The following is a 20,499-nucleotide window of genomic DNA, read 5'->3' as shown; positions in this document are numbered from 1 at the left end:
CGCCAGATTGCGGTGGGACGCCCGTCGACACTCAGACTCGTTCTAGCGGTGGCGCACCACGGTGATGACCGCGTGCCCGGTGCGCGCGGGAGCCATGCCCCGCACCACCACGCTCAGCGTGCCGCGCGATGACGGCGCCTTCACCTTGACCGAGTAGCTGCCCGATCCCGATGCGTGGGCACTGGCGATCGACACCCGCTTGCCGCCGACCAGAACCACCAGGGGCTCCCCCGGTGCGAGGTTCTTTACCGCGACCGTGAAGGTGCTGCCGGATGCCACGGACGACCGTGATACCCCCACCTGAACGGCCTTGGACTTGGCCACAACATACGTCGTGGTTGCCCCGGTGCGCTTCGAGGTCGACCCCACCAGCAGCAGCGCCTTCTTCCCCTCGATGATCGTGCTGCCAATGGCAACACGTGCCGTGGCGACGCCCTTCGAGTTCGCCACTCCCGTGTACACGGTCGTGCCCTGCAGACGAACGTAGAAGTGTTCCTTCGGCGCCAGTCCCGTTCCCGTCACGGTGATCGTCGAACCCTGCACGTGCAGTCCGGCCGTCGTCGTGACATGGAACGCCTTCGCGGGAAGTCCCGTGGGCGGTGTCGTCGGCGGTGTCGTCGGGTCATCCGTGGGCGGCGTCGTCGGGTCATTTGTTGGCGGTGTCGTCGGCGGAGCGGTCGGCTCCTCGGTCGGAGGTGCATTCACCGGAGCCAGATCGGCGACGGTGGTCGGCAGTGCGAACGAACGATAAATCTTCGACGCCTGCTTGCCCGGCTTGAAGTCCTCGAAGATCGCTGCCATCCAGTAATCCTGCTTTTCCTTGAACGCAAAGGTGCGGTCAACGACCGGGCCCTCCTTGGTCACGTAGGTGACGGGAATGCCCTCGGTCGAGAACTGATCCTTGAGAACCTCGGTGCCGGTACCCGCACGCAACGTGTAGCCGTAGCTGTACGAGGCGTAGCGGTTGCTGACCACGGCCGTGATCGGGCTGCCCGGAGTTCCGGTGTCACCCGCATCGCTCAGCGTGATCCAGAACGGCTGCGAGATCTTGGGGGCGACAGGGGCACACCGTCCTTCGCTGGCGTTCTCGTAGTCCGCGACAACCTTGCCGTCGAGGGTCATGGTGGCGCGGGTGATTCCATGCATGTCGTACGTCGCAGGGAAGGACACGTCGGGGCTCACGCCGATGTTGGCGAACACGACTGGTCCGGCGCACGTCTTGTACTCGATCGTCGGGTACAAGGCGTACTGGGTGTTGTTGGTGAACGTCATGTCGACAAAGTTGGGATCGTCAACGCTCTGTTCGAGCACCGTCGAGCTGGGCGTGGTGGCGCCGACATCGAAGCTGGTCTCGTGCAACTGGCTCTGCACACCGTCTTCGTCCACGACCCATACCCGCAGGGAGTAAGTGCCGTCATCAAGGGCGGTCCGCTTCGAGAGGTACTCCATCGCGTCAAAGATGGTTCCGCCGTCGACGGCCTCTGTCGTGTCGATGTACTTCTTGCCCGTAGAGGACTTCAGCAACACGCGCAGCGAGCCCTTGCCCGCGTAGATGGTATCCACGATGACGGTAGGAGTTCCGTCATACGCTGCATCGATCAACGGGAAGACGTAGCCGATGGTGATGGGGGCGACGATGACCGTCACGGACGTCGATTTTCCCGCCGTCGTGATTGTGATCGTGTGCGGTCCCTCGGTGGTCTCCGGGGCGAGCGAGGCGTAGCGTGCCACCTTTCCCGATGTGGAGGCGAACCCGGTGATCGACGACGTGGTGCTCTTGTCGAGATACATCGAGTAGGCCTCACCGGGAACGAGTCCCCGGGCGAGGAGTGAGACTCCATGACCGGCACGGACGAATCCGGGATCGGTCGTGACGACGAAGTCACCCGTGTTTGTTGCCGGCTGGGTGAGCGGTGTGGTCGCCACGGTGACGTAGGTCGACTGACCGGAGTCGCCGAAACTCACCTTGCCGAGGTAACTGCTTCCTGCGTCGAGGCCCTTCCAGCTCGCGGATACCGATGCGTCGTCGCCCAGCGTCATGCTCAGCGTGGACGGATCAACGGCGAAGTCTCCCGCGCCGCTGGCTCCCAGGTTATAGGTGCTCAGGCTGAAGCCCAGATCGCCCGTGCCCGACACCGCGGTGACGTCGATGATGTACTTCGCCACGTCCGGGTTGGACATGTCGACACGCTCGTCGGCCGCGCCCGATTCCGCAGCATTGGAGAGGAACGTGCCGCCGTACGGCCAGATCTCGTAGACGTGCATGTCGAGGTCTGCGGTTTCGTCGTCGGTGTTGAGGTCGATCCGCGTGAGAGTCGTTCCCTCGGGAACATCCACGACATAGCTCTGGGTAGAGCCGTCCGCGTGGGCGACGCCGCGAAGAACCTCGCCCTTGGCCAGTCCGACCGAGGAGATGTCGACGTCCGTGGTTTCACCGGCGAGCACGGGGATCGTTGCGCTTCCCGTGTTGCCCGTGCCCGTGACATCCGCCGGCACTGACAGCATTTCTGGTCGCACCGCGAGCGGGCTCGTGACGACGACGTCGCCACTGGTCCAGCGCAGGTAACCGGTCGTGAACTCGTCGATGGCAGCGTCGGTGCGGTCGAACCTGACGGTGTAGCTCTTCGTCTCGCCCGCGGCGCCGAAGGTCATGGTCGCGGGGCTGACGGTTACGTCGACTCCGGCCATGGTGACCGGCTGGGCCGTGAAGGTGCCCGCCTGCGTGGAGGTCACCGTGCGGGTGACGGTCTCGGTTCCGGCGAGCGAGCCGATGCTGATGGAGGCGAGGTTCAACTCGGTTCCGTCGAGCGGCTCAACACCGAATTCGATCTGGCCGAGCGACTCGACGTAGCCCTTCCAGTCGTCGATGTCGTTCAGGTAGAGCAGTCCGGGCGCGAGGAACTTTGTGGGGTCAACGTTGCCGGCACCCTGGGCGAAGGGATCTTCGTCGGGGTCGCCGCCCGCGGTGATCGTGTTGTACGCGGTCGTCATCATGGCGGACTTGATCTCGGCGGGCGTCGCCAGTGGGTCCTTGCTCAGGTAGAGCGCGGCAAGACCGGTGATGTGGGGTGCTGCCATCGAGGTACCCGACATGAACTCATACGTCGGGGTGGCACCGGCGGCGTTGGGGCCGTCGGCGAGAATCGCAACGCCGGGGGCGGCAATGTCGGGCTTGAGCATGTCTCCACCGTCGGCCAGGATCGGCCCACGCGAGGAGAAACCGGCGACCTGCGGGGTGGCAACGTCGGGCTTGTCCGACGTGTTGCCATTCTCGAAGGTGACCCGGGCTGCCGGGTTGGCCGCGTACTCACGGATCTTCGCGAACGAGTCCGCGTTGAGGTGAATGGTCGGCACGCTGTGCTCGTCCAGGTCGATCGAGTCGTCGGCGGGGTTCACGAGAATCATGCCGATACCGCCGGCACGCTTGACCTCGGCCGACTTGGCGACGCGATCGTTCACGCCGCGCTCACACAGCACGATCGCGCCGGTGACCTGCGCCGGGTCGAGGGTGCCGGTTCCGCAGAGCTCCGGCTGGGTCGCTCCGGCAACGCCGGTCAGCCGACCGGCGACCAGCTTGCCGCTGATCTTTCCGGTCTCCGGCAGGGTGATGGAACCACCGAGGAACGTCTGGCCATCGGCCGCCGTTACCGTCGCGTCATAGGACGGAATGGTGGATGCCGCGACAGTCGTGATCCACGGAGAAGCGTTGTCCGCGGTCGACGCCTTGGGGCCGTCGTTACCGGCGGATGCCGAGACGAAGATTCCGGCTGCGGCTGCGTTGAGGAATGCCTGGTCGGTCACGGACACGGTGCTCTGCGCCTGTCCTCCACCGATGGAGAAGTTGATGATGTCGACGCCGTCGGCAACGGCCGCGTCGATGGCGGCAACAAGGTCGCCCGTGGAGCAACCGTCGCCGTCGATACCGGTCCAGCAGACCTTGTAGATCGCCAGCTTGGCGGCCGGAGCGACACCAGAGATGGTGCCGAACTTCTTGCCACCCACCGATGCACTGACGCCGGCGTTGCCGGCGGCGGTGCTCGCGGTGTGCGAACCGTGGCCCGCGCCGTCACGCGGAGACACGTACTCTCCGTCGGCCGCACCCTTGATCGAGTCGAGGCCGAAGTTGTCGATGAAGTAGCGGGTACCGATGATCTTGGTGCTGCAATCGGCGGCGGTGAACTGCTCGCCCGTGGTGCACACGCCGCGGAACTGGGTTCCGTCGGACTTGTTGTACACGGTCGCGCTGCCGTCGAGGTATGGAGCGTCCCCGGCGACGGTGCCCAGCGGGTCACCCGCGAACGACGGGTTCTCCGGTGCGATACCGGTGTCGATGTCACCGATGACGATTCCGTCGCCCGCGGCATCCACTCCTCCCAGGCTCGCCCAGAGACCATCGTCCCCGGACAGTCCCAGGAAGTCGGTGGATGGCTCGGCAGCCGTCACGTGCAGGAGCTCATCCTTCACGACCGACACCACCCGGTTGTCCCGGGACAGCTCGAGCGCCTGACGGGCCGTGAAGGTGCCGGTGAAGCCGTTGGTCGCGAGCGTGTAGGAGCTGACAATCTTCGCGCCAACGTCGGTGGCAACGTCCTTCTGCTCAGTCGACAGGTAGGAGGCGTAGGAGCTGACCTTCTTCGATCGGGTCACCAAGGACTTGCCCGGGGTCGCGCGCGTTGCCGCGTACGACTTGACGCCGCCGTCGTAGGTCGCGACGGGCGCGTCGCGCAGCGTCACGATGTAGTGGCCATCGTCGTACGGGTTGGTCAGTGCCGACGATGGTGACGTCGGGCTGGTCGTCGCGGCAACGGCGCCGGACACGGGAACGAGCGCGCCGGCGATAACCAGAGCGGAAGCGATGAGGGTCGAGGCCAACCTCGCCCCGAGGCGTTTGAGCAGTGCAGAGGTGCCCAGCGGGCGCCGATGTTCAGTCACGGGGTTTCCTTGCCGGAGTTGGGAACGCCGTCGCCAGCGCGTCCGCACCCACCACGCGAAGGTGGCGTTCCGGACAACACTTAACAAACAAACGAACACCGCTGGATGCAGTGTTCGTTCAGTATGTTCGGGAGGCTGCGGCCTCCGCTGGCCGATTTTGTCCTCTGGCCGGAATCGGCCAGATCACGAAACGCGACTGTTACATTCGCGACATTTGACGGTCACACCCACCCGCGGCGGGACGCTTCGACACCGGCCTGGAACCGGTTGTCGGCACCCAATTCGGTCATGAGGTCCTGGCTCCGTCGACGGAGCGTGCGGGGCGACATCCCGAGCTGACGGGCGATCACATCGTCTTTTAAACCCGCGCCGATAAGAGTGAGCAGTGCCTGCTCTTCGTGCGTGGGCGGACGAACGGATGACGCGTTCCACAGCTTTTCCTGCGCGGTGGGCGTGGCCAGCGAGAGCGTGCCGGGCTCCGGCGGGGCGACGACGGGTTCCTCAAACGAGCGGTTCTTGGGCATCCGAAGCGATCGCTCCCAGTAGAACTCGAACAGGTCGCACAGGGCGTTCACCAGCGGCTGGGACTCCGTGACCAGCGTCTCGATGTGGCCACTCTCGTGGCTGAGTGACAGCAGGGCGATGGAACGGTCCGCGATTGCCAGCTTCAGCGGCAGGTCCGCGATCACGCGCGACTGCTCGCCCTGGGAGGCGAGTTCCTCGACCTCTTCCCATGCTCCGGGGACTTCGAAACTGCTCGCCGCGTAGATCGCCCGCCACGACACTCCGCGGTCGAGGGACCCCGCCTGCAGTGGATCCATGGACGCCGTGACGTAGGGAGGACGGTCAAATGCCATGAACTCGCGCACCACCTGGTGCTGCAACCGCGCGTACAGGCCCGCGACGGCGTCGGGGTCGTTCAAGACCTGTGTCTTCGGGGACTCGGTCTGTGAGGCGAGACCTCGGTCGAACCGCTCGGCGAGCACCGGCGTCTGGTCCTGCAGGCGGCGCACGCTCTCGTTCAGCCGGTCGGCGATGGCGCGCAACGAGTACCTCGGGTCGACCGGGGCGAAGCCCTCGCCGTCGGATCGGCGGGCCAACAGCCCCATGTCGCGCAGCGACTCGAGCCGCTCATGTACCTCGGACTCCGGCAGGTCGAACCGCTCGCAGATCTCCTGGGCGGTCGCGCGTCCGCGGTGGAGCACAAACATGAAGATGCGCTCGCTGAGGTGCTCGATGCCCATGATGCGAAGCAGTGAGTTGTCTTCGGCCATGAGCACAGGCTACTGAACTACCCCAGTACCCGCTGTAGCACGGCTGGCTCGTGCCGCGCTCCCAGCACCTCGTATCCCACCACCACGATGGCCGGGGAGAGCGTGATGATCATCAGGCTCAGTCCGATGGGCGCGCCGAGCGCCGCGAGCACGATGGCCACCACCAGAAACACCACAGTCGCCGCAAACAGCACGATGTGGAAGGGGTCCAGTTCCCGTACCAGATACGCGTACAGGGCGAAGAGTGCGATGGAGAAGATGAGTACCGGAACCGCCACGGCAACGATCGCGCCCAGCACGCCGATCTCGGCATCCCCCTCGATCACATAGGCGGCGATGTGCGGGCCGGCGCCGGTGGCAACGATGGATCCGTAGATAAAGAAGTGGCTGTATCCCCACGGCTTCGCGCGCTGCCGAAACTTCACCAGCACGGGTCCCGACGGAATCATAAAGTAGCTCCACCACAGCCCGAAGGTCAGCCCGATGCCCGCCACCACGACGAGCACCGCGTTGACACTCCATCCCTGGCGGTCGACCAGGGCCGTCACCGCGGCGACCGTGCCGAAGATGCCCTCCCCCAGCGCGATGATCGTGAGCAGCGCATACCGTTCGGCAATATGTTCGGGATGCCACGGAGTGCCGGTCGACTTCCGTTCCGCCATCCACGGTCCGATGAATTCCACAAAAAACAGCACGATGGACACCACGATGAATACGTCGGTAGGCGTGTGCAGGATCGCGAGAATGACCCACCCGACCTGGGCTACCCCGATGCTGATAGCATAGGCGATCGCGGTGGGACGCCGCCCCGGGTCATCCCGAGCCGCCCGCAGCCACTGAACGATCATCGCGATGCGCATGATCACGTAGCCGATGACCATCACGCCGTTGTCGATGGGGTGGTGCTCCGCCAGCGAGGCGAACATGGCGGGAATGCCGAGGGCAAACATGATCACGCCGATCATCTGCACCATGGTGGTGACGCGGAAGAACCAGTCGTCCGTGTCATAGGCGGACGAGAACCACGAGAAGTTCACCCACGCCCAGCACGTGGCGACGATCACGAAGACAAACCCGATGATGGCGGCCTTGAAGTGACCCGCGGCGACGGCATGGGCGAACTGGTCGCTCGCCTGCCCAAACGCGACGACGAACGTGAGGTCGAACAGCAACTCGAGCGGCGTGGCCGCGCGGTGCCCCTGAATCGGATTACGTCCGGTGAGCCGGGCGAGACGATGACCGAAGTAGAAGCGCTGCTCGGGCTGGATGGCGTCGACCATCCGCCCATAGTGGCACGCCGCAGGTCCGACTTAACGAAAAAAGTCCCGGTCTCGCAGTGACAAGCACTGCAGAAACCGGGACATGCGTTGCGGGGACAGGATTTGAACCTGCGACCTCTGGGTTATGAGCCCAGCGAGCTACCGAACTGCTCCACCCCGCGGCGTAATATCAACGATAGCACAGGGGCGCGGAGCACCTGACCAATGGTCACCAGATGGTCACCCGATACGGGTGGCACCGAGGCTCATCGTCAGCGGCAACCACTTGGTCTCCGGCCAGCGCCAGAGCCCGTTTCCCACGGGTTCCAGGGTTTGGTACATCCGCCACGGCACCTCGTAGTGTTCCGAAAAGAAATCTAAGCGGAGTCCCGCTGCCAGCAGCGCACCGATCGTTTCGCTGAGCGGATGCGCCCACTCGTGCGTGATCGTATTCGTCATGTCGACGTCGTCTGCCGCATAGTCGGCGTTCTCGTCGATGACGTCGGCCGCGCCATCCGCTTCATACGCGTACGCAAAGACGGGGAGACCGGATGTCTCGCCGAGGTCACTGAACACGAACGCAGCCGGGTGCCCGTCGGCGAAGTACAGCTGTCCACCGGGTTTCAGGAACCAGGCGATGATGCGAGCCCATTCCGCGACGTCGGGAAGCCACCCGATCGTGCCCCATGTTGTGAAGACGAGGTCGAAGGAGCCCGCTTCCGGCAGCGCCTCGCGGGCGTCGTAGATATTGGCCTGGACGAAGCTGGCGCGCGACTCGAGACCCACCTCTGCCGCGAGGGCACGTGCCTGCTCGATGGCCGGCGCCGAGAAGTCGAGACCGACGACGGTGGCGCCGCGCTGGGCGAGGGTGAGGGTGTCTGCGCCGAAGTGGCACTGCAGGTGCAGGATGCGGAGGCCGGATAACCCGTCGGGGTAGAGCTCGCTGAGCTCGGCTTCCTCGATGGGGTACAGACGACCGCGACCTGCCCGCAGGGGTGACTGGTCATAGAACTCGCTGGCCACATGTAGTGGCACCCGCTCGTCCCAATTCGCGCGATTGCGCTCCAGCCACTCCCCCGCGTGCAGGTCGTTCACCGTGTGTCTCCTACCGAATGGTTACTCGCTGGCTGCGATGGCCGCCTCGAGTGCCGCCTGCAGTCGCTTGTCTGCCTCGGCTGCCGCAACCAGATCGTTGGCCGCGTAGGCCGCGGTCCGATCATCCAGCGCACTCTTCGCCTGCGCAAGGGCCTGCTGCAGTGCGGTACCGGTTGCCGGCGCCGTGCTGGTCGGGTTCGGCGTTGACGTCGACCCCGGGGCCGGCGTGGAGGTCGACGACGGTGTTCCCGTGGATGGCGTGCCGGTGGTGGGCGAACCGCCCGGAGTACTGCCCGCATCGCCGTCCCCGGCAGAGGCACCGGAGTCACCGCCGAAGAGTGAGTCGAGCGCCTGATCGAGGGTGTCCTCGAAGGCGATCTTGTCACCGAAGCTCACCAGCACCTTCCGCAACAGCGGATACGCGGTGTTACCCGTCGACTGCACATAAACCGGCTGCACGTAGAGCAGCCCGCCGCCCACGGGCAGGGTCAACAGGTTTCCCTTGATGACCTGCGTCTCCCCGCGCGCCAGAATGTTGATCTCTGTCGCGACATTCGTGTCGGTATTGAAACTGTTCTGCACCTGTCCAGGGCCGGGAATCGTGTCCTGTCTCGGCAGAGTCAGGAGCGTGAGTTTGCCATAGTCGTCCCCGTAGTCGGAGTTCACCGCCAGGTACCCGGTGAGGACGTTACGACTGGTTGTTGTGGTCGCCTTCGGAATGAACGTTGAATACAACGTGAACGATGGCTTCGACTGTCCGGGAACCTGCATGGTCAGGTAGTACGGGGGCTGAAGCGTTGTCGCCGCTGCCGACGACGTCGGGTCGTCGGGCGTTACCCACTGGTCGTCGCTCGAGTAGAACGAACCGGCATCGGTCACGTGGTACGAACCGAGGATGGCGCGCTGCACCTTGAAGAGGTCCGACGGGTAGCGCACGTGGCTCAGAAGCTGCGTGCTCATGTCCTTCTGCGGGAGAACCGTCGAGGGGAAGATCTTCTCCCACGTCTTCAGTACCGGGTCCTTGTCGTCCCACGCGTACAGCTTGACGCTGCCGTCATAGGCGTCGACGGTCGCCTTCACCGAGTTGCGGATGTAGTTGATGTTGTCGACGGCGAACGCGGGCTTGGGCGTGTACGTGTCCGCGATGGTGTTGCTCAGCTGCTCGACGCGGGAGTACGGGTAGTCCGCGCTCGTGGTGTACCCATCCACGATCCACACGATCTTCCCGTCGACGATCGCGGGGTACGCGTCGTTGTCCAGCGTGAGGTACGGCGCGACCTTGGCAACGCGCGACTTGGGGTCGCGGTCATACAGGATCTGCGAATTGTCACCGACGGCATCCGACAGCACGATCTGCTCGGACTGGAACTTGATCGCGTAGATCAGGCGGGTGAAGACGTTGTCGAGTTTGGGGCCACCGTTGCCGGCGAAGGTCGTGGTCGCATTGTTGCTCGTGTCGTCGTCGCCGCTGGCGGGGTAGTCGAGTTCGACCTTCTTGCCCCCCTTGGGAGCACCAACGATGGAGTACTGGGGAGAGTTCTCGCCGAAGTACACGCGCGGTTCGAAGTCACCGAGATCACCCGTGCTGGGGATACCCGACTCGAGGAAGACCGGCTGGCCGTCTGCGGCACGCTGATTTCCGTACGCGGCAACCACACCGTAGCCGTGCGTGTACACGACGGTGTTGTTGTACCAGGTCTGCGAGGCGCCGAGGCCCTCCTGGTTGAGCTCACGCACGGCGAGCACGGTGTCCTGCGTCTTGCCATCGATCGTGTAGCGGTCGACGTCGAGGTGCGCGGGGAACGTGTAGTACTGCTTGAACTGCTCGAGCTGCTGGAACGACTTGGTGACCAGCGCCGGGTCGATGATGCGGATGTTGGCGGTGGTGGTCGCGTCCGCGCGCAATGCGCCGGCCGTGGCATCCGTTGTCGCCGAATAGGGCACTTCCTTGACGTCCGCGACCCCGTAGGCGTCCCGGGTGGCATCGATGCCGCGCTTGATGTACTCGGACTCGTAGGTGCGGGCGCTCGGCTCGACCTGGAAGCGCTGGACGATGGCCGGGTAGACGGCACCGATGAGCAGTCCGCTCACGAGCAGTAGCGCGGTTCCGATGATCGGCAGGCGCCAGCGGCCGATGACCGCCGTGACGATGAAGAGAATGGCGACGAGCGCGGCGATGCCGGAGAGGATGGCACGGCCGGGGATGGTCGCGTTGACCTCGGTGTAGCCGGCGCCGGTGGCGAGGAAGCCGCTGCTGGCGGACGTCAGCGTCGTGTACTGGTCGAGCCAGAGGCTCACGGCCTGGATCGCGATGTACAGGCCAGCGGTGACGGCGAGCTGCACGCGAGCGGTGCGTGAGATGCGAACCTCACGACCGTTGAAGCGCAGCGCTCCGTAGAGGTAGCTCGTGGCCACGGCGGCGAGGCCGGACAACAGCACGACGGCAGAGGCGAAGGCAACAACGCCGTGCCAGAACGGCAGGTCGTAGAAGAAGAACGAGATGTCGAGACCGAACTGGGGGTCCTTCTGGCCGAAGGTGGTGCGGTTCAGGTACTGCAGAACGGCCGGCCAGCGGGTGGCGGCCGAGACGCCGGCGAAGATGCCGAGAAGGGAAGGAATGCCGTAGGTCGCGAGGCGACGCAGCGGCTCGATGACCTGCTGGTAGCGGTCAAGCTGCGCGTTGAGCTTTGCGTACACCGGGCGCCAGCGGAACGCGATCTCGATGCTCAGCCAGACCGGAATGGCCATGGCGAGGAAGCCGATGAAGAACATCACTGTTCCGGCGATCCACTGGGTGGTCAGCACGTTGAGGTACCCCAACTGCTTGAACCACAGGACGTCGGTGTACAGACCCGACAAGATGAAGAACAGTACGACGAGCACAGCAAGTACTACTGCCGTAATCGTAAGTGTCGTGCGCGTGCGGCTTGCTGGACGGGGGGCAGTCGAACTCAAGGGGGTGCTCCAGGCTGTTAGAGAGGCTGTGCGCCCATCTTAAGGGTCATCCCTGCGAAAGTGCGGGGCGCTCAGGAACCGTTACACGTGGCGAGAGCGTCGAGTCCGGTGCCGGAATCGATCGCCTTGAGCGCGGTGAGGGAATCCTGCAGCGTCTTGACCGCGTACACGGTCAGCCCGCTGGGCACGTGGTCGACGACCTCGTTGCAGTTGGAGGCGGGAGCAAGGAACCATTTCGCGCCAGCCTGCTTTGCCCCGTACAGCTTCTGACGGATGCCGCCGATGGCCCCGACGGTGCCGCTCGCGTCGATGGTGCCCGTTCCGGCCACCTGCTCGCCGCCGTTGAGCTCACCGGGGGTGAGCTTGTCGATGATTCCCAGGGCAAACATCATCCCGGCGCTGGGGCCGCCCACATCCTGCAGCTGAATCTTGACGTCGAACGGGAACGTGTAGTCCGCGGCAACACCGATGCCGAGCTGCGGCACGGCCGGATCCACCGTGGTGTTCAGCTTCGGAGTGATCGAGAGCGTCTTCTTCACGCCGTCACGGAGGACAACGACAGTGGCGGGCTTGTCCGCGCCGTTCGCGATGACGGCTGCCGAGACATCCCCCAGAAAAGTAAACGTGGTGCCGTTGATGCTCTCAATGACGTCGCCGGCCTTCAGCTGGCTCTCGGCGGGCGAGCCCTGCGCGATCGCGGCGACGGTCAGCGTCGTCGTGAACTTGATCCCGAGTTCGTGGAGGGCGGCAGCGACGGCCTCCTTCTGCGAATCGACCATGTCGGCGGCGCTCTGGGCCTTCGAGTCGGCGTCGGTGACACCCGCCGGGTAGATGTTCTCCAGGGGAACGACGGCCTTGCTCGGGTCGAGCCACGCCGTGGCGATCTCGAGCCAGGAGGGGCGCTGCGCGCGGTTGCCGTTGACCGACACCGTGAGCATGTCGAGGGAGCCATCGGTGGGGTACGTCTTCTCGACGGGGATGTCGATCATCTGCACCTCCTTGTTGTCGACGGTGACCTTGCTGAGGGTGTTGAACACGGGGCCGGGCTGCTCAATCACATAGGGCGCGGGCACAAACGCCACCACGCCAACGCCGATGATGGCGACCAGCAACAGGATCCATCCGACACGGGTACGGCGGGGTGAGCGGGGCGGAAGATCGCGTTCTGTGTCGGTGAAGAGAGACACCGGAGTCCTTTGAAAGAGCGGGCGGGGAAGGGGTGTTCGCCACGGGCGCACAGCCGCAGGCCCAGCCTATGGTCATTACACAGGCCGATCGGCCGTGCAGCGGCTAGCGTAGTTTGCATGGCTGATGATTCGCGGGAAGATCCGGAAGAAGAGTTCCGAGACATGTTGCGCGAGTTCCTCGCGGGCAACACCAATATCGATCCGGCAAAGCTCGCAAGCGCTGCGGGATTGCCCAATGACCCCGACATGGTGGCGCAGCTGATTTCACAGTTGCAGAACGCCATGCAGTCGAGCGGTGACGGCGTGAACTGGGGACTCGCACTCGAGCAGGCGAAGGCGCTGGCCGCCCGTAGCTCGGTCGTTTCGCTGCCCGCCGAGCGCTCGCAGCTGGAGCAGGCGTTCCACGTCGCCTCCCTGTGGCTCGACGAAGTGACCTACGTTTCGCAGCTCACCTCCGAGCCCCGACTGATGAGCCGCTCCGAGTGGGTCACCGGCACGATGGCCGTGTGGAGCCAGCTCGCCGAGCCCGTCGCCACCTCCATCTCCAACTCACTCGCCGAGGTGCTGCAGGACCAGGCGCCGGAGGAGATGAGCGGCATGATCGAGGGCGCAAGCCAACTCATGCGCAACGTCGGGGGAACCCTCTTTGCCATGCAGCTCGGCCAGGTCGTCGGACAGCTGTCCACCGAGGTTGTCTCCGGTGGCGATGTGGGAATCCCGCTGCTGGAAGACCAGCAGGCGGCCCTCATCCCCCAGAACGTCGTCGCGTTCGGCGCCGGACTCGACATCCCGATCGATCAGGTGCAGCTGTATCTCGCGGTGCGGGAACTTGCCCACGCGCGACTGTTCCGCCACGCCAAGTGGCTGCGACTGCAACTGCTGTCGTCGATCACGGAGTTCGCCCGTGGCATCCACATCGACACCTCGCGTTTGGAAGAACTGGCCGAGAACTTCGATCCGTCGAACCCGGAAGAGCTTCGTCTGGCAATGACGAGCGGCGCGCTGATTCCGCCGAAGAGCGACGATCAGCTCGTTGCCCTCGCCCGGCTCGAGACCATGCTCGCCCTCATCGAGGGCTGGGTCGACGTCGTCACCGCCGAGGCCACTCATCGCCTGCCGAGCACCGACGCGATGGCCGAGACCGTCAAGCGTCGCCGCGCCTCCGGCGGACCGGCCGAGTCGGCCTTCGCCACGCTCGTCGGCCTCGAGCTTCGGCCCCGTCGCCTGCGGGAAGCGGCCGAGATGTGGCGTCAGCTGACGGCCGCAGTCGGCGCCGAAAAGCGTGATGCTCTGTGGGCACAGCCCGACCTGATCCCCACGAGCGAAGACATCGACGACCCGTCGTCGCTGATCGCCCGGGTGTCCGGTGTTGCAGTGCAGGACGACATTGACCAGGCCATCGAGGACCTGCTGAACGATGAGGGTACGGATCGGCCGCACGAAGAAGGCTAGAACCACCCGTCGAAAGCACCGCAGCCGCTCCCGGCCGCGGTGCTTTCGTGCGTGAGGGAGCAATCGCCGCGGTCAGCGCGCGAATGCCTGGACCATCAGGTGGCCGCGAATCTCCCCGAATTGGTTCGCCAGCCGTGACATGAGCGCGCCGGTGACCGATCCGGCCACGATGTCCCAGGGGCCGAGGGGCTCCAGCTTGCCCATGCGGAGGCGAACGACTTCCCAGTCGCAGGCGCGAAGCAGCCGGTCTTTACGACGATCGACGTCTTCCCGCTTGCCGACGTGCTCGAGGCCGTGGCGGCCGATGGTGTCGTACTCGATGGCGATGCGAAGGTCGGGAATGACGATGTCCGGCCAGACCTCGACGTGCGCAAAGAACGGGCGTGCGACCTTGACCGCGTTGCACGTCAGGTCGAAGTCGAACTGTTCCGCCAACCGCTGGCGTAGGTCCGCCTCCGCGGCGGACGCCGTCGCCGGTGCCCATGGGCTCACGAACGCATCTCCGACGCGATAGCGGTCGGCCGCGGCGGCGGCGTGGGCGCACACGGTGCAGCGTCGTCCGCCCAGCATCTTCTCGACGGATGCCGCGTAGGTGCCGTGCCCACGCGGACATTGCCAGCGATACGTGCGGGCAGTACCGTTCTCGGCGCTCAGCTCGGCGCGGGCACCGGGAGTGACAATCGACAGCAGCTCGTCGCGCGTGGTGGGAGACGAATCGAGTCGGCGACAGAAATAACAGCGGGATTCGCTCGCGTCGTCGATGCGGCGGGGATCGCGGGGATGCCCGCACTCGTAGACACCCACCTCGACGGGGTCGGGTCGCACCTGGGGCATCCGCTTGTTAATCGCGCCCGCCGCGCACTCCGGACACCAGGACGACCGGCGCCGTTCACGACCCGGCCGGTTGCGTTGCTCTTCCGGTGTCGCCGCAAACAGGTGGCCCACGTCGCACTGCCAGAGCAGCAGCACCTCCGCAGCGGGCGGGATTTGGGTGAGGGTGATGCCACTGTTGAACTCCGGGTGGTACTGGTGGATAAGTACCGGGTATCGCTGCCAATCCTCCCGGTAGGTACCGACCGGATACGGCACGGGCGTGCCCTTCGACATCTGGCGACGGCTCCACCACGCGTCAACGTTCTCGGGCACGGCTACTCCTCACCGCAGCGCAAGGCACTGGCTCTTCCACAAGCGGTACTGGTCCCAGGGATCGTCGGCTCCCGCCCTCAGCTGCGCGATGTGGTCGAGCAGGCGATCGCTCGCGGCAAACCACTCGGACCGCTCCAGGCGTTCCGCCGCGAACTGCTCGTGCCGCGAGTGCTCGCGGTGCCTGTCGCCCCGTTCGAACGCCAGAAGTTCGTCGTGACGTATTTGAGTGAGGCGCATCTGCGGATTGCCGGATGTCCCGATCTTGATGGTGTCCCGGAACCGCAGGTAATAGACGACGTCGACGCGCGCGACAGCAAGCTCGGCATCGGGAACATCGCTCTGGCGCCACTCGCACACCGCACACAGCCACCCACTCGGATACCGCACGCCGAGCCGCGACCCGCAGGCGACACAGGGCGACGGAAGCAGGTCGGTCACGCCGACATCCCGCGCGACTTCGTCGTAGGCGGCGAGCAGATGGTGCGTGCACACGCTCAGCGTCGATCCGGGATCGACAGCACTGGCGCACGGAACACCGCGCTCGCGGACGCTGCAGAACCCCGCGGCATCCATCCCCGCACCGCCGCCGACCTCTCCCATACCGGCACCGTACGTCGTGCCGCCGACACTGATCCAGCCGCCTGTGGGCAGCCGGCGACGGCCCCCGCGCATCCGGAGCATGCTGTACGCCATGGTGCTGAAGCTCGACTCCCGCGTCCCCGTGGTGTGGCGCACTCCGACCAGCGTGCAGCTGGGCGTCGATCCGCCCCGCGTCGTCTTCGACGACGTGACCACGGTGCAGGAACGCATGCTGGCCGCGCTGGAATCGGGCGTGAGCAGACCGGGTCTCGACCTGATCGCGCGGGAATCCGGCTCCGACGAACGCGACGTCGACCGGCTTCTCGCCGCCGTGGCGCCGGCCATGGAACCGGACGGCCCGCGAGCCGGCCGACGCCCGGTATCGGTGGTGGGTACGGGACCCACGGCGGAGCGAATCGCGGAGGCACTGGCGGACGTGGGCCTGCGCGTGCGGGCCACTCGCGCCGCGGAAGACGGCGAGTTCGACCTCGCCATTGCCGTCGGTCACTTCGTGCTCGATCCCGACTATTACGGATTCTGGCTGCGGCGCGACCAGCCGCACCTGCCGGTGATCTTCGGCGACTCCGCCACCACCATCGGTCCGCTCGTGGAGCCGGGGTTCGGCCCCTGCCTGTACTGCCTCGAGCGGTACCGCAGCGAGGCAGATCCCGCGTGGCCGGCGATTGCCGCCCAGTTGTGGGGCCGGCGGAGTGCGGCGGAGACTCCGCTGTCGTCCGCGGAGGTCGCGGCAGCCGTGGCCCGGATGGCGGTGCGCCGGCTCTCGCTCGGGGTGCCCGGCGACGGGTCATCCATTCGCCTGTCTCCCGACACGGGCGCGATCGAACGGCGAACCTGGAAGCCGCATCCCGCGTGCGGGTGCATCTCGATGCTCATGGACGAGCGCGCCCAATCGGCGTGACGCCCGGCCGTCTATTTCAGTTCGGAGACGAACCGGCTGATCTGGCGTTGCTGTCCACGATGGTTGCCCTCGGCTGCCCAGGTCAGCTCGAGTCGCTTGCGCGCCCGGGTGATGCCGACGTAGAAGAGCCGACGCTCCTCATCGATGGCCTCGAGGCCCTTGGCGTAGGTGATCGGCAACAGTCCCTCGGATACCCCGGCAATGTGCACGCTGTCCCATTCGAGACCCTTCGCGCTGTGCAGGGTGGCGAGGGTGACCGCGGACATCGTCGGTTCGTGCTGCCCGTTCTGCCGTTCGAGCAGGTCGGCGACGAACTGCTTGAGGGTCGTCTCGGGGCCGGATTCCTCGGCGAGACCCATCAGTGCGTTGAGCGATTCCCACTTGTCGCGCACGGCCCCACGGGCCTCTGGCGCCTCCTGCGTCCAGCCGAGCGACCGCAACACGTCGCTGACCGTCTTGAACAACGGCTCCCCGGTGATGGAGATCGACGCACCCTTCAGCATCATGATCGCTTCCTTGACCTCGCGCAGGTCAAAGAACCGGGTCGAGCCGCGCAGCACGTACGGCACGTGGGCATCACCGAGGGCGGCTTCGAGGGCGGCGGATTGCACGTTGATGCGGTACAGAACCGCGATGTCCTCGGGCTTGGTTCCCTCGGCAATCTCGGCGGCGATCGACTGCGCGATGGCGCGCGCTTCCTGCGAATCATTGTTGTGAACGGATGTCAGGGGCGCGGGTCCCACCGGAGCATCGGGCCGCGCGTGCAGGCTCAGTGCGCCCGGGCGCCCCCGCATGAGACGGTTGGCCGCGTCGATGATCGCCGGCGTCGACCGGTAGTTCTGTTCGAGACGGACAACGACCGCGTCGTCATACGTCCCGCCGAAGCCCAGGAGGTAGTCGGGCGTTGCCCCCGCGAACGAGTAGATGGTCTGGCTGGCGTCGCCGACCACGCATACGTCGGTGCGCTCCCCGAGCCACAGGCTGAGCAGTTCGTGCTGGAGCGGCGACACGTCCTGGTACTCGTCGACGACGAAGAAGCGGTACTGCTCCCGCACCTGCTGCGCGACGCGCGGCTCCGACTCGATCATGCCGGCCGTGGCAAGCAGCACGTCTTCGAAGTCGAGCTGCCGGCGCTCGTCCTTGACGTTCTCGTAGGCGCGCTGCAGGTCCACGGCCTTCTCGACCGTGAGACTCGGCGGCAGGGTGCGGGTGCGCGCGGCGCGGTCATACTGCTCGAGGCTGAGCCGTGACACCTTGCGCCACTCGATCTCTGCTGCCATGTCACGCAGGGTGGGGGTGTCGAGTTTCAGGTGCAGCGTCTCCGCCGCGTGGGCGAGAATGCGTCCCTTGCTCTCGAGCAACCGCGGGACCGTGCCACCGATGACCTGCGGCCAGAAGAAGTTCAGCTGCGACAGCGCTGACGCATGGAAGGTACGCGCGGAGACACCACCGGCACCCAGGCCCCGCAGCCGGGTGCGCAGCTCCCCCGCGGCCCGGGCGGTGAACGTGAGGGCCATGACCTTGCCCGGCGAATACACGCCGGTGGCGACTCCGTAGGCGATGCGGTGCGTGATCGCCCGGGTCTTGCCGGTTCCCGCACCCGCGAGCAGGCAGACGGGTCCGAGAAGTGACTCCGCGGCTACCCGCTGCTGGTCATCGAGGCCGGCGAGCAGTTCGTCCGGAGAATTCACTGCTGCCCGTCGTTGATGGGGCCGCCGTACCACTCTTCGATGATCGCGCGGGCGATCGAGACCGGTCCGGGCAGCAGGATTTCGCCGAGCGCGGCCGTCAGCTCATCGCGACTGAACCAGCGCAGGTCGAGGATCTCGTTTCCATCGGGAGTCGTCGCCCCATCCGTTGCGGTGTCGACCCGTGCGGTGAAGCCGAGCATGAGGGACGCGGGAAACGGCCAGGGCTGGCTGCCGAGATACACGGGATCGACGACGTGCACGCCGGATTCTTCGAAGACTTCGCGGATGACGGCTGCCTCGAGCGATTCGCCCGGCTCGACAAACCCGGCCAGCAGCGAATACCGGTTGCTCTCCCACAGCGCGTTTGACCCGAGAAGCATGCGGTCGTCCGCATCGGTGATGCCGACGATGATGGCGGCGTCCGTGCGCGGGAAGACCTCGGTCTGCGAGACCGGATCGCGGCGCACCCATCCGCCCTTGGCGACGATGGTCGGGGCTCCGGTGCGCGGGGAGAACCCGTGGGATGCATGCCAGTTGATGATGCCGAGGGCCTCGGTGAGAATGCCGGCGTCGCGGTCGCTGAGGCGGGTGCCGAGGGTGCGCAGGCTCGCCCAGTCGGACTCGGCGAGGTGGCCGGCGTCGGACAGCACGGCGGCAACGATCGGGGTGCCGACGGGCTCGGGGCTGGTGGTGGAGGTGGACCGGCCGAGGTAGACGAGCAGTTCGGAGTCGGGCACCGCCCCTACCGGCAGCAGGGCAAGGCTCGTGGGCGACGAGAGCAGCGCGGTGCCCTGGTAAATCGGCAGGACGCGGGTGGTCGGATCGAGCCAGAGATCGTCGAAGAGGTTGTCGTTGTCGCGGGCGAGATAGTCACGATCGACCTCGTAGCGGGACAGCGGCAAACGGGCCAAAAAGGATTGTGACATTCAGTGACCCATCAGAAAGGCGTGGCGTACGTGCGTTGTGGGGGCCGATCGACTTACCCTGAAGTCATGGCTCGATCCCATCTCACTCTAGCCGCGCTCTCGACGGCGGCCGTGCCCGGAATCGACATCGTCGCGGCCACCATCTTCGGGACCCGCGCCCACAACGATTTTGACTCCGCCCTCCTCACCGACCGCGCGGGACACCACTGGATTATCCGGATGCCGCTCAACGCCCGCGCCGAAGCGGAGCAGGCTGCCGACCTCGTCGCCATCCGCGCGCTCAGCGCCGGCGTTCGTACCCGGCTTCCCTTCGCCGTCTCCACCTACGCCGGCCAGGCTCCCGTGCAGGGCACCCGTGTCGTCGTCTACGAGTTTGTGTACGGCACGAAGGTTGCTCTCGGATCGGTCGGAGCCGAGCTCGGGTCATCCATTGGCCGTGCCATCGCCGCCATTCACACGCTGCCGACGAGCTTCGTCACCGACGCGGGGCTGCCGCACCTGACTCCCATCGAGAGCCTGCGCGCCTGCATCACGATCATCGATCGCGCCGCGGCCACCGCCCTCGTGCCGGCCGCGCTTCTCGCCCGCTGGGAGGCGGCGACCGAGGAGTCAAGCCTGTGGCAGTACTCCCCCACGGTCATCAACGGGTCCCTCAGCGCCGAGTCGTTCCTCACGGGCGACAACGAGGTCAAGGGTGTTCTCGGCTGGCAGGAACTGCGCGTCGGCGATCCCGCCCGCGACATGTTCTGGCTGCTGGGCGCCCGTGGCGAGGGTGTGGCCGAGGCAGCGTTCGACGCCTACAACCACGAGCGCGGCGGCGCCGACCGTCAGGTTCGCCAGCGCGCCATGCTCTATGCGGAGCTGGAGATCGCCAAGTGGCTGCTGCACGGCACCGACACCAAGAGCACGGAGATCGTGGATGACGCGGTCGACATGCTTCACCGTCTGCTCGACTCGGTTCAGAACGATGTCATGAACCCGATCGGCCCGCAGACCATGCCGACGATGGCCGTCGACGAGGTCGAGCAGATGCTCGACCGCAGCGAACGCGCGATCTAGCCAGCAACGCCCACTGGCGCTGCCT

General features: G+C 65.9%; 13 protein-coding genes and 1 tRNA gene. 3 read left to right on the top strand and 11 right to left on the bottom strand.

The window, feature by feature from the left end:
• Positions 1-42: 42 nt before the first annotated feature.
• The 7 genes from HB677_RS01410 to HB677_RS01380 form a co-directional block, all read right to left on the bottom strand.
• Positions 43-4,932 (bottom strand): S8 family peptidase, encoded by a 4,890-nt coding sequence (locus tag HB677_RS01410; protein WP_213813859.1) that lies wholly within the window; start codon positions 4,930-4,932, stop codon positions 43-45.
• Between the two features lie 221 nt (positions 4,933-5,153).
• The gene (locus tag HB677_RS01405) at positions 5,154-6,206 is read right to left on the bottom strand and encodes a helix-turn-helix domain-containing protein (RefSeq protein WP_213813858.1); all 1,053 of its coding nucleotides are present in this window, start codon (positions 6,204-6,206) and stop codon (positions 5,154-5,156) included.
• Positions 6,207-6,223: 17 nt separating this feature from the next.
• Positions 6,224-7,486, bottom strand: a complete 1,263-nt coding sequence (locus HB677_RS01400) for a low temperature requirement protein A (RefSeq protein WP_213813857.1) — start codon at positions 7,484-7,486, stop codon at positions 6,224-6,226.
• An 87-nt stretch (positions 7,487-7,573) separates the two neighbouring features.
• Positions 7,574-7,647, bottom strand: a tRNA-Met gene (locus tag HB677_RS01395).
• Positions 7,648-7,705: 58 nt separating this feature from the next.
• Entirely contained in the window at positions 7,706-8,560 is an 855-nt protein-coding gene (locus tag HB677_RS01390; protein WP_213813856.1) for a bifunctional 2-polyprenyl-6-hydroxyphenol methylase/3-demethylubiquinol 3-O-methyltransferase UbiG, read from the bottom strand.
• A gap of 21 nt (positions 8,561-8,581) precedes the next feature.
• Positions 8,582-11,515 carry a UPF0182 family protein gene (locus HB677_RS01385; RefSeq protein ID WP_213813855.1) on the bottom strand — a complete coding sequence of 978 codons (2,934 nt, stop codon included), beginning with the start codon at positions 11,513-11,515 and terminating at the stop codon, positions 8,582-8,584.
• A 71-nt stretch (positions 11,516-11,586) separates the two neighbouring features.
• Positions 11,587-12,702: a S16 family serine protease gene (locus HB677_RS01380; RefSeq protein WP_213813854.1), complete on the bottom strand. Its 1,116-nt coding sequence runs from the start codon at positions 12,700-12,702 to the stop codon at positions 11,587-11,589.
• 117 nt (positions 12,703-12,819) lie between these two features.
• Between HB677_RS01380 and HB677_RS01375 the strand changes: the two genes are divergently transcribed.
• Positions 12,820-14,154: a zinc-dependent metalloprotease gene (locus HB677_RS01375; RefSeq protein WP_213813853.1), complete on the top strand. Its 1,335-nt coding sequence runs from the start codon at positions 12,820-12,822 to the stop codon at positions 14,152-14,154.
• A 72-nt stretch (positions 14,155-14,226) separates the two neighbouring features.
• Here the strand turns inward: HB677_RS01375 and HB677_RS01370 are convergent, their stop codons facing one another.
• Together HB677_RS01370 and HB677_RS01365 are read right to left on the bottom strand one after the other, a co-directional pair.
• Positions 14,227-15,300, bottom strand: a complete 1,074-nt coding sequence (locus HB677_RS01370; protein WP_307852433.1) for a zinc-ribbon domain-containing protein — start codon at positions 15,298-15,300, stop codon at positions 14,227-14,229.
• Positions 15,301-15,309: 9 nt separating this feature from the next.
• A complete protein-coding gene (locus tag HB677_RS01365; RefSeq protein ID WP_255546020.1) occupies positions 15,310-15,993 on the bottom strand; it encodes a GIY-YIG nuclease family protein in 684 nt (227 codons plus the stop codon).
• On the opposite strand from HB677_RS01365, the gene HB677_RS01360 reads away from it, so the two are divergent.
• Positions 15,980-16,798, top strand: a complete 819-nt coding sequence (locus HB677_RS01360) for a TOMM precursor leader peptide-binding protein (RefSeq protein WP_213813852.1) — start codon at positions 15,980-15,982, stop codon at positions 16,796-16,798. The two genes, HB677_RS01365 and HB677_RS01360, sit on opposite strands and share 14 nt — an antisense overlap.
• A gap of 11 nt (positions 16,799-16,809) precedes the next feature.
• Here HB677_RS01360 and HB677_RS01355 read toward each other — a convergent pair whose 3' ends face one another.
• Positions 16,810-18,489 (bottom strand): ATP-dependent helicase, encoded by a 1,680-nt coding sequence (locus tag HB677_RS01355; RefSeq protein ID WP_307852432.1) that lies wholly within the window; start codon positions 18,487-18,489, stop codon positions 16,810-16,812.
• Complete coding sequence (gene nudC, locus HB677_RS01350) at positions 18,486-19,415, bottom strand: NAD(+) diphosphatase (protein ID WP_213813850.1); 930 nt, start codon at positions 19,413-19,415, stop codon at positions 18,486-18,488. Before nudC ends, HB677_RS01355 begins: the two co-directional genes overlap by 4 nt.
• 66 nt (positions 19,416-19,481) lie before the next feature.
• On the opposite strand from nudC, the gene HB677_RS01345 reads away from it, so the two are divergent.
• The gene (locus HB677_RS01345) at positions 19,482-20,474 is read left to right on the top strand and encodes a phosphotransferase (protein WP_213813849.1); all 993 of its coding nucleotides are present in this window, start codon (positions 19,482-19,484) and stop codon (positions 20,472-20,474) included.
• Positions 20,475-20,499: the final 25 nt, after the last annotated feature.

The organism is Glaciihabitans sp. dw_435 (genome assembly GCF_018449675.1).
GTDB lineage: Bacteria > Actinomycetota > Actinomycetes > Actinomycetales > Microbacteriaceae > Glaciihabitans.
The sequence above is the reverse complement of the archived record's forward strand: the minus strand, read 5'-3'. Positions and strand labels throughout refer to the sequence as shown.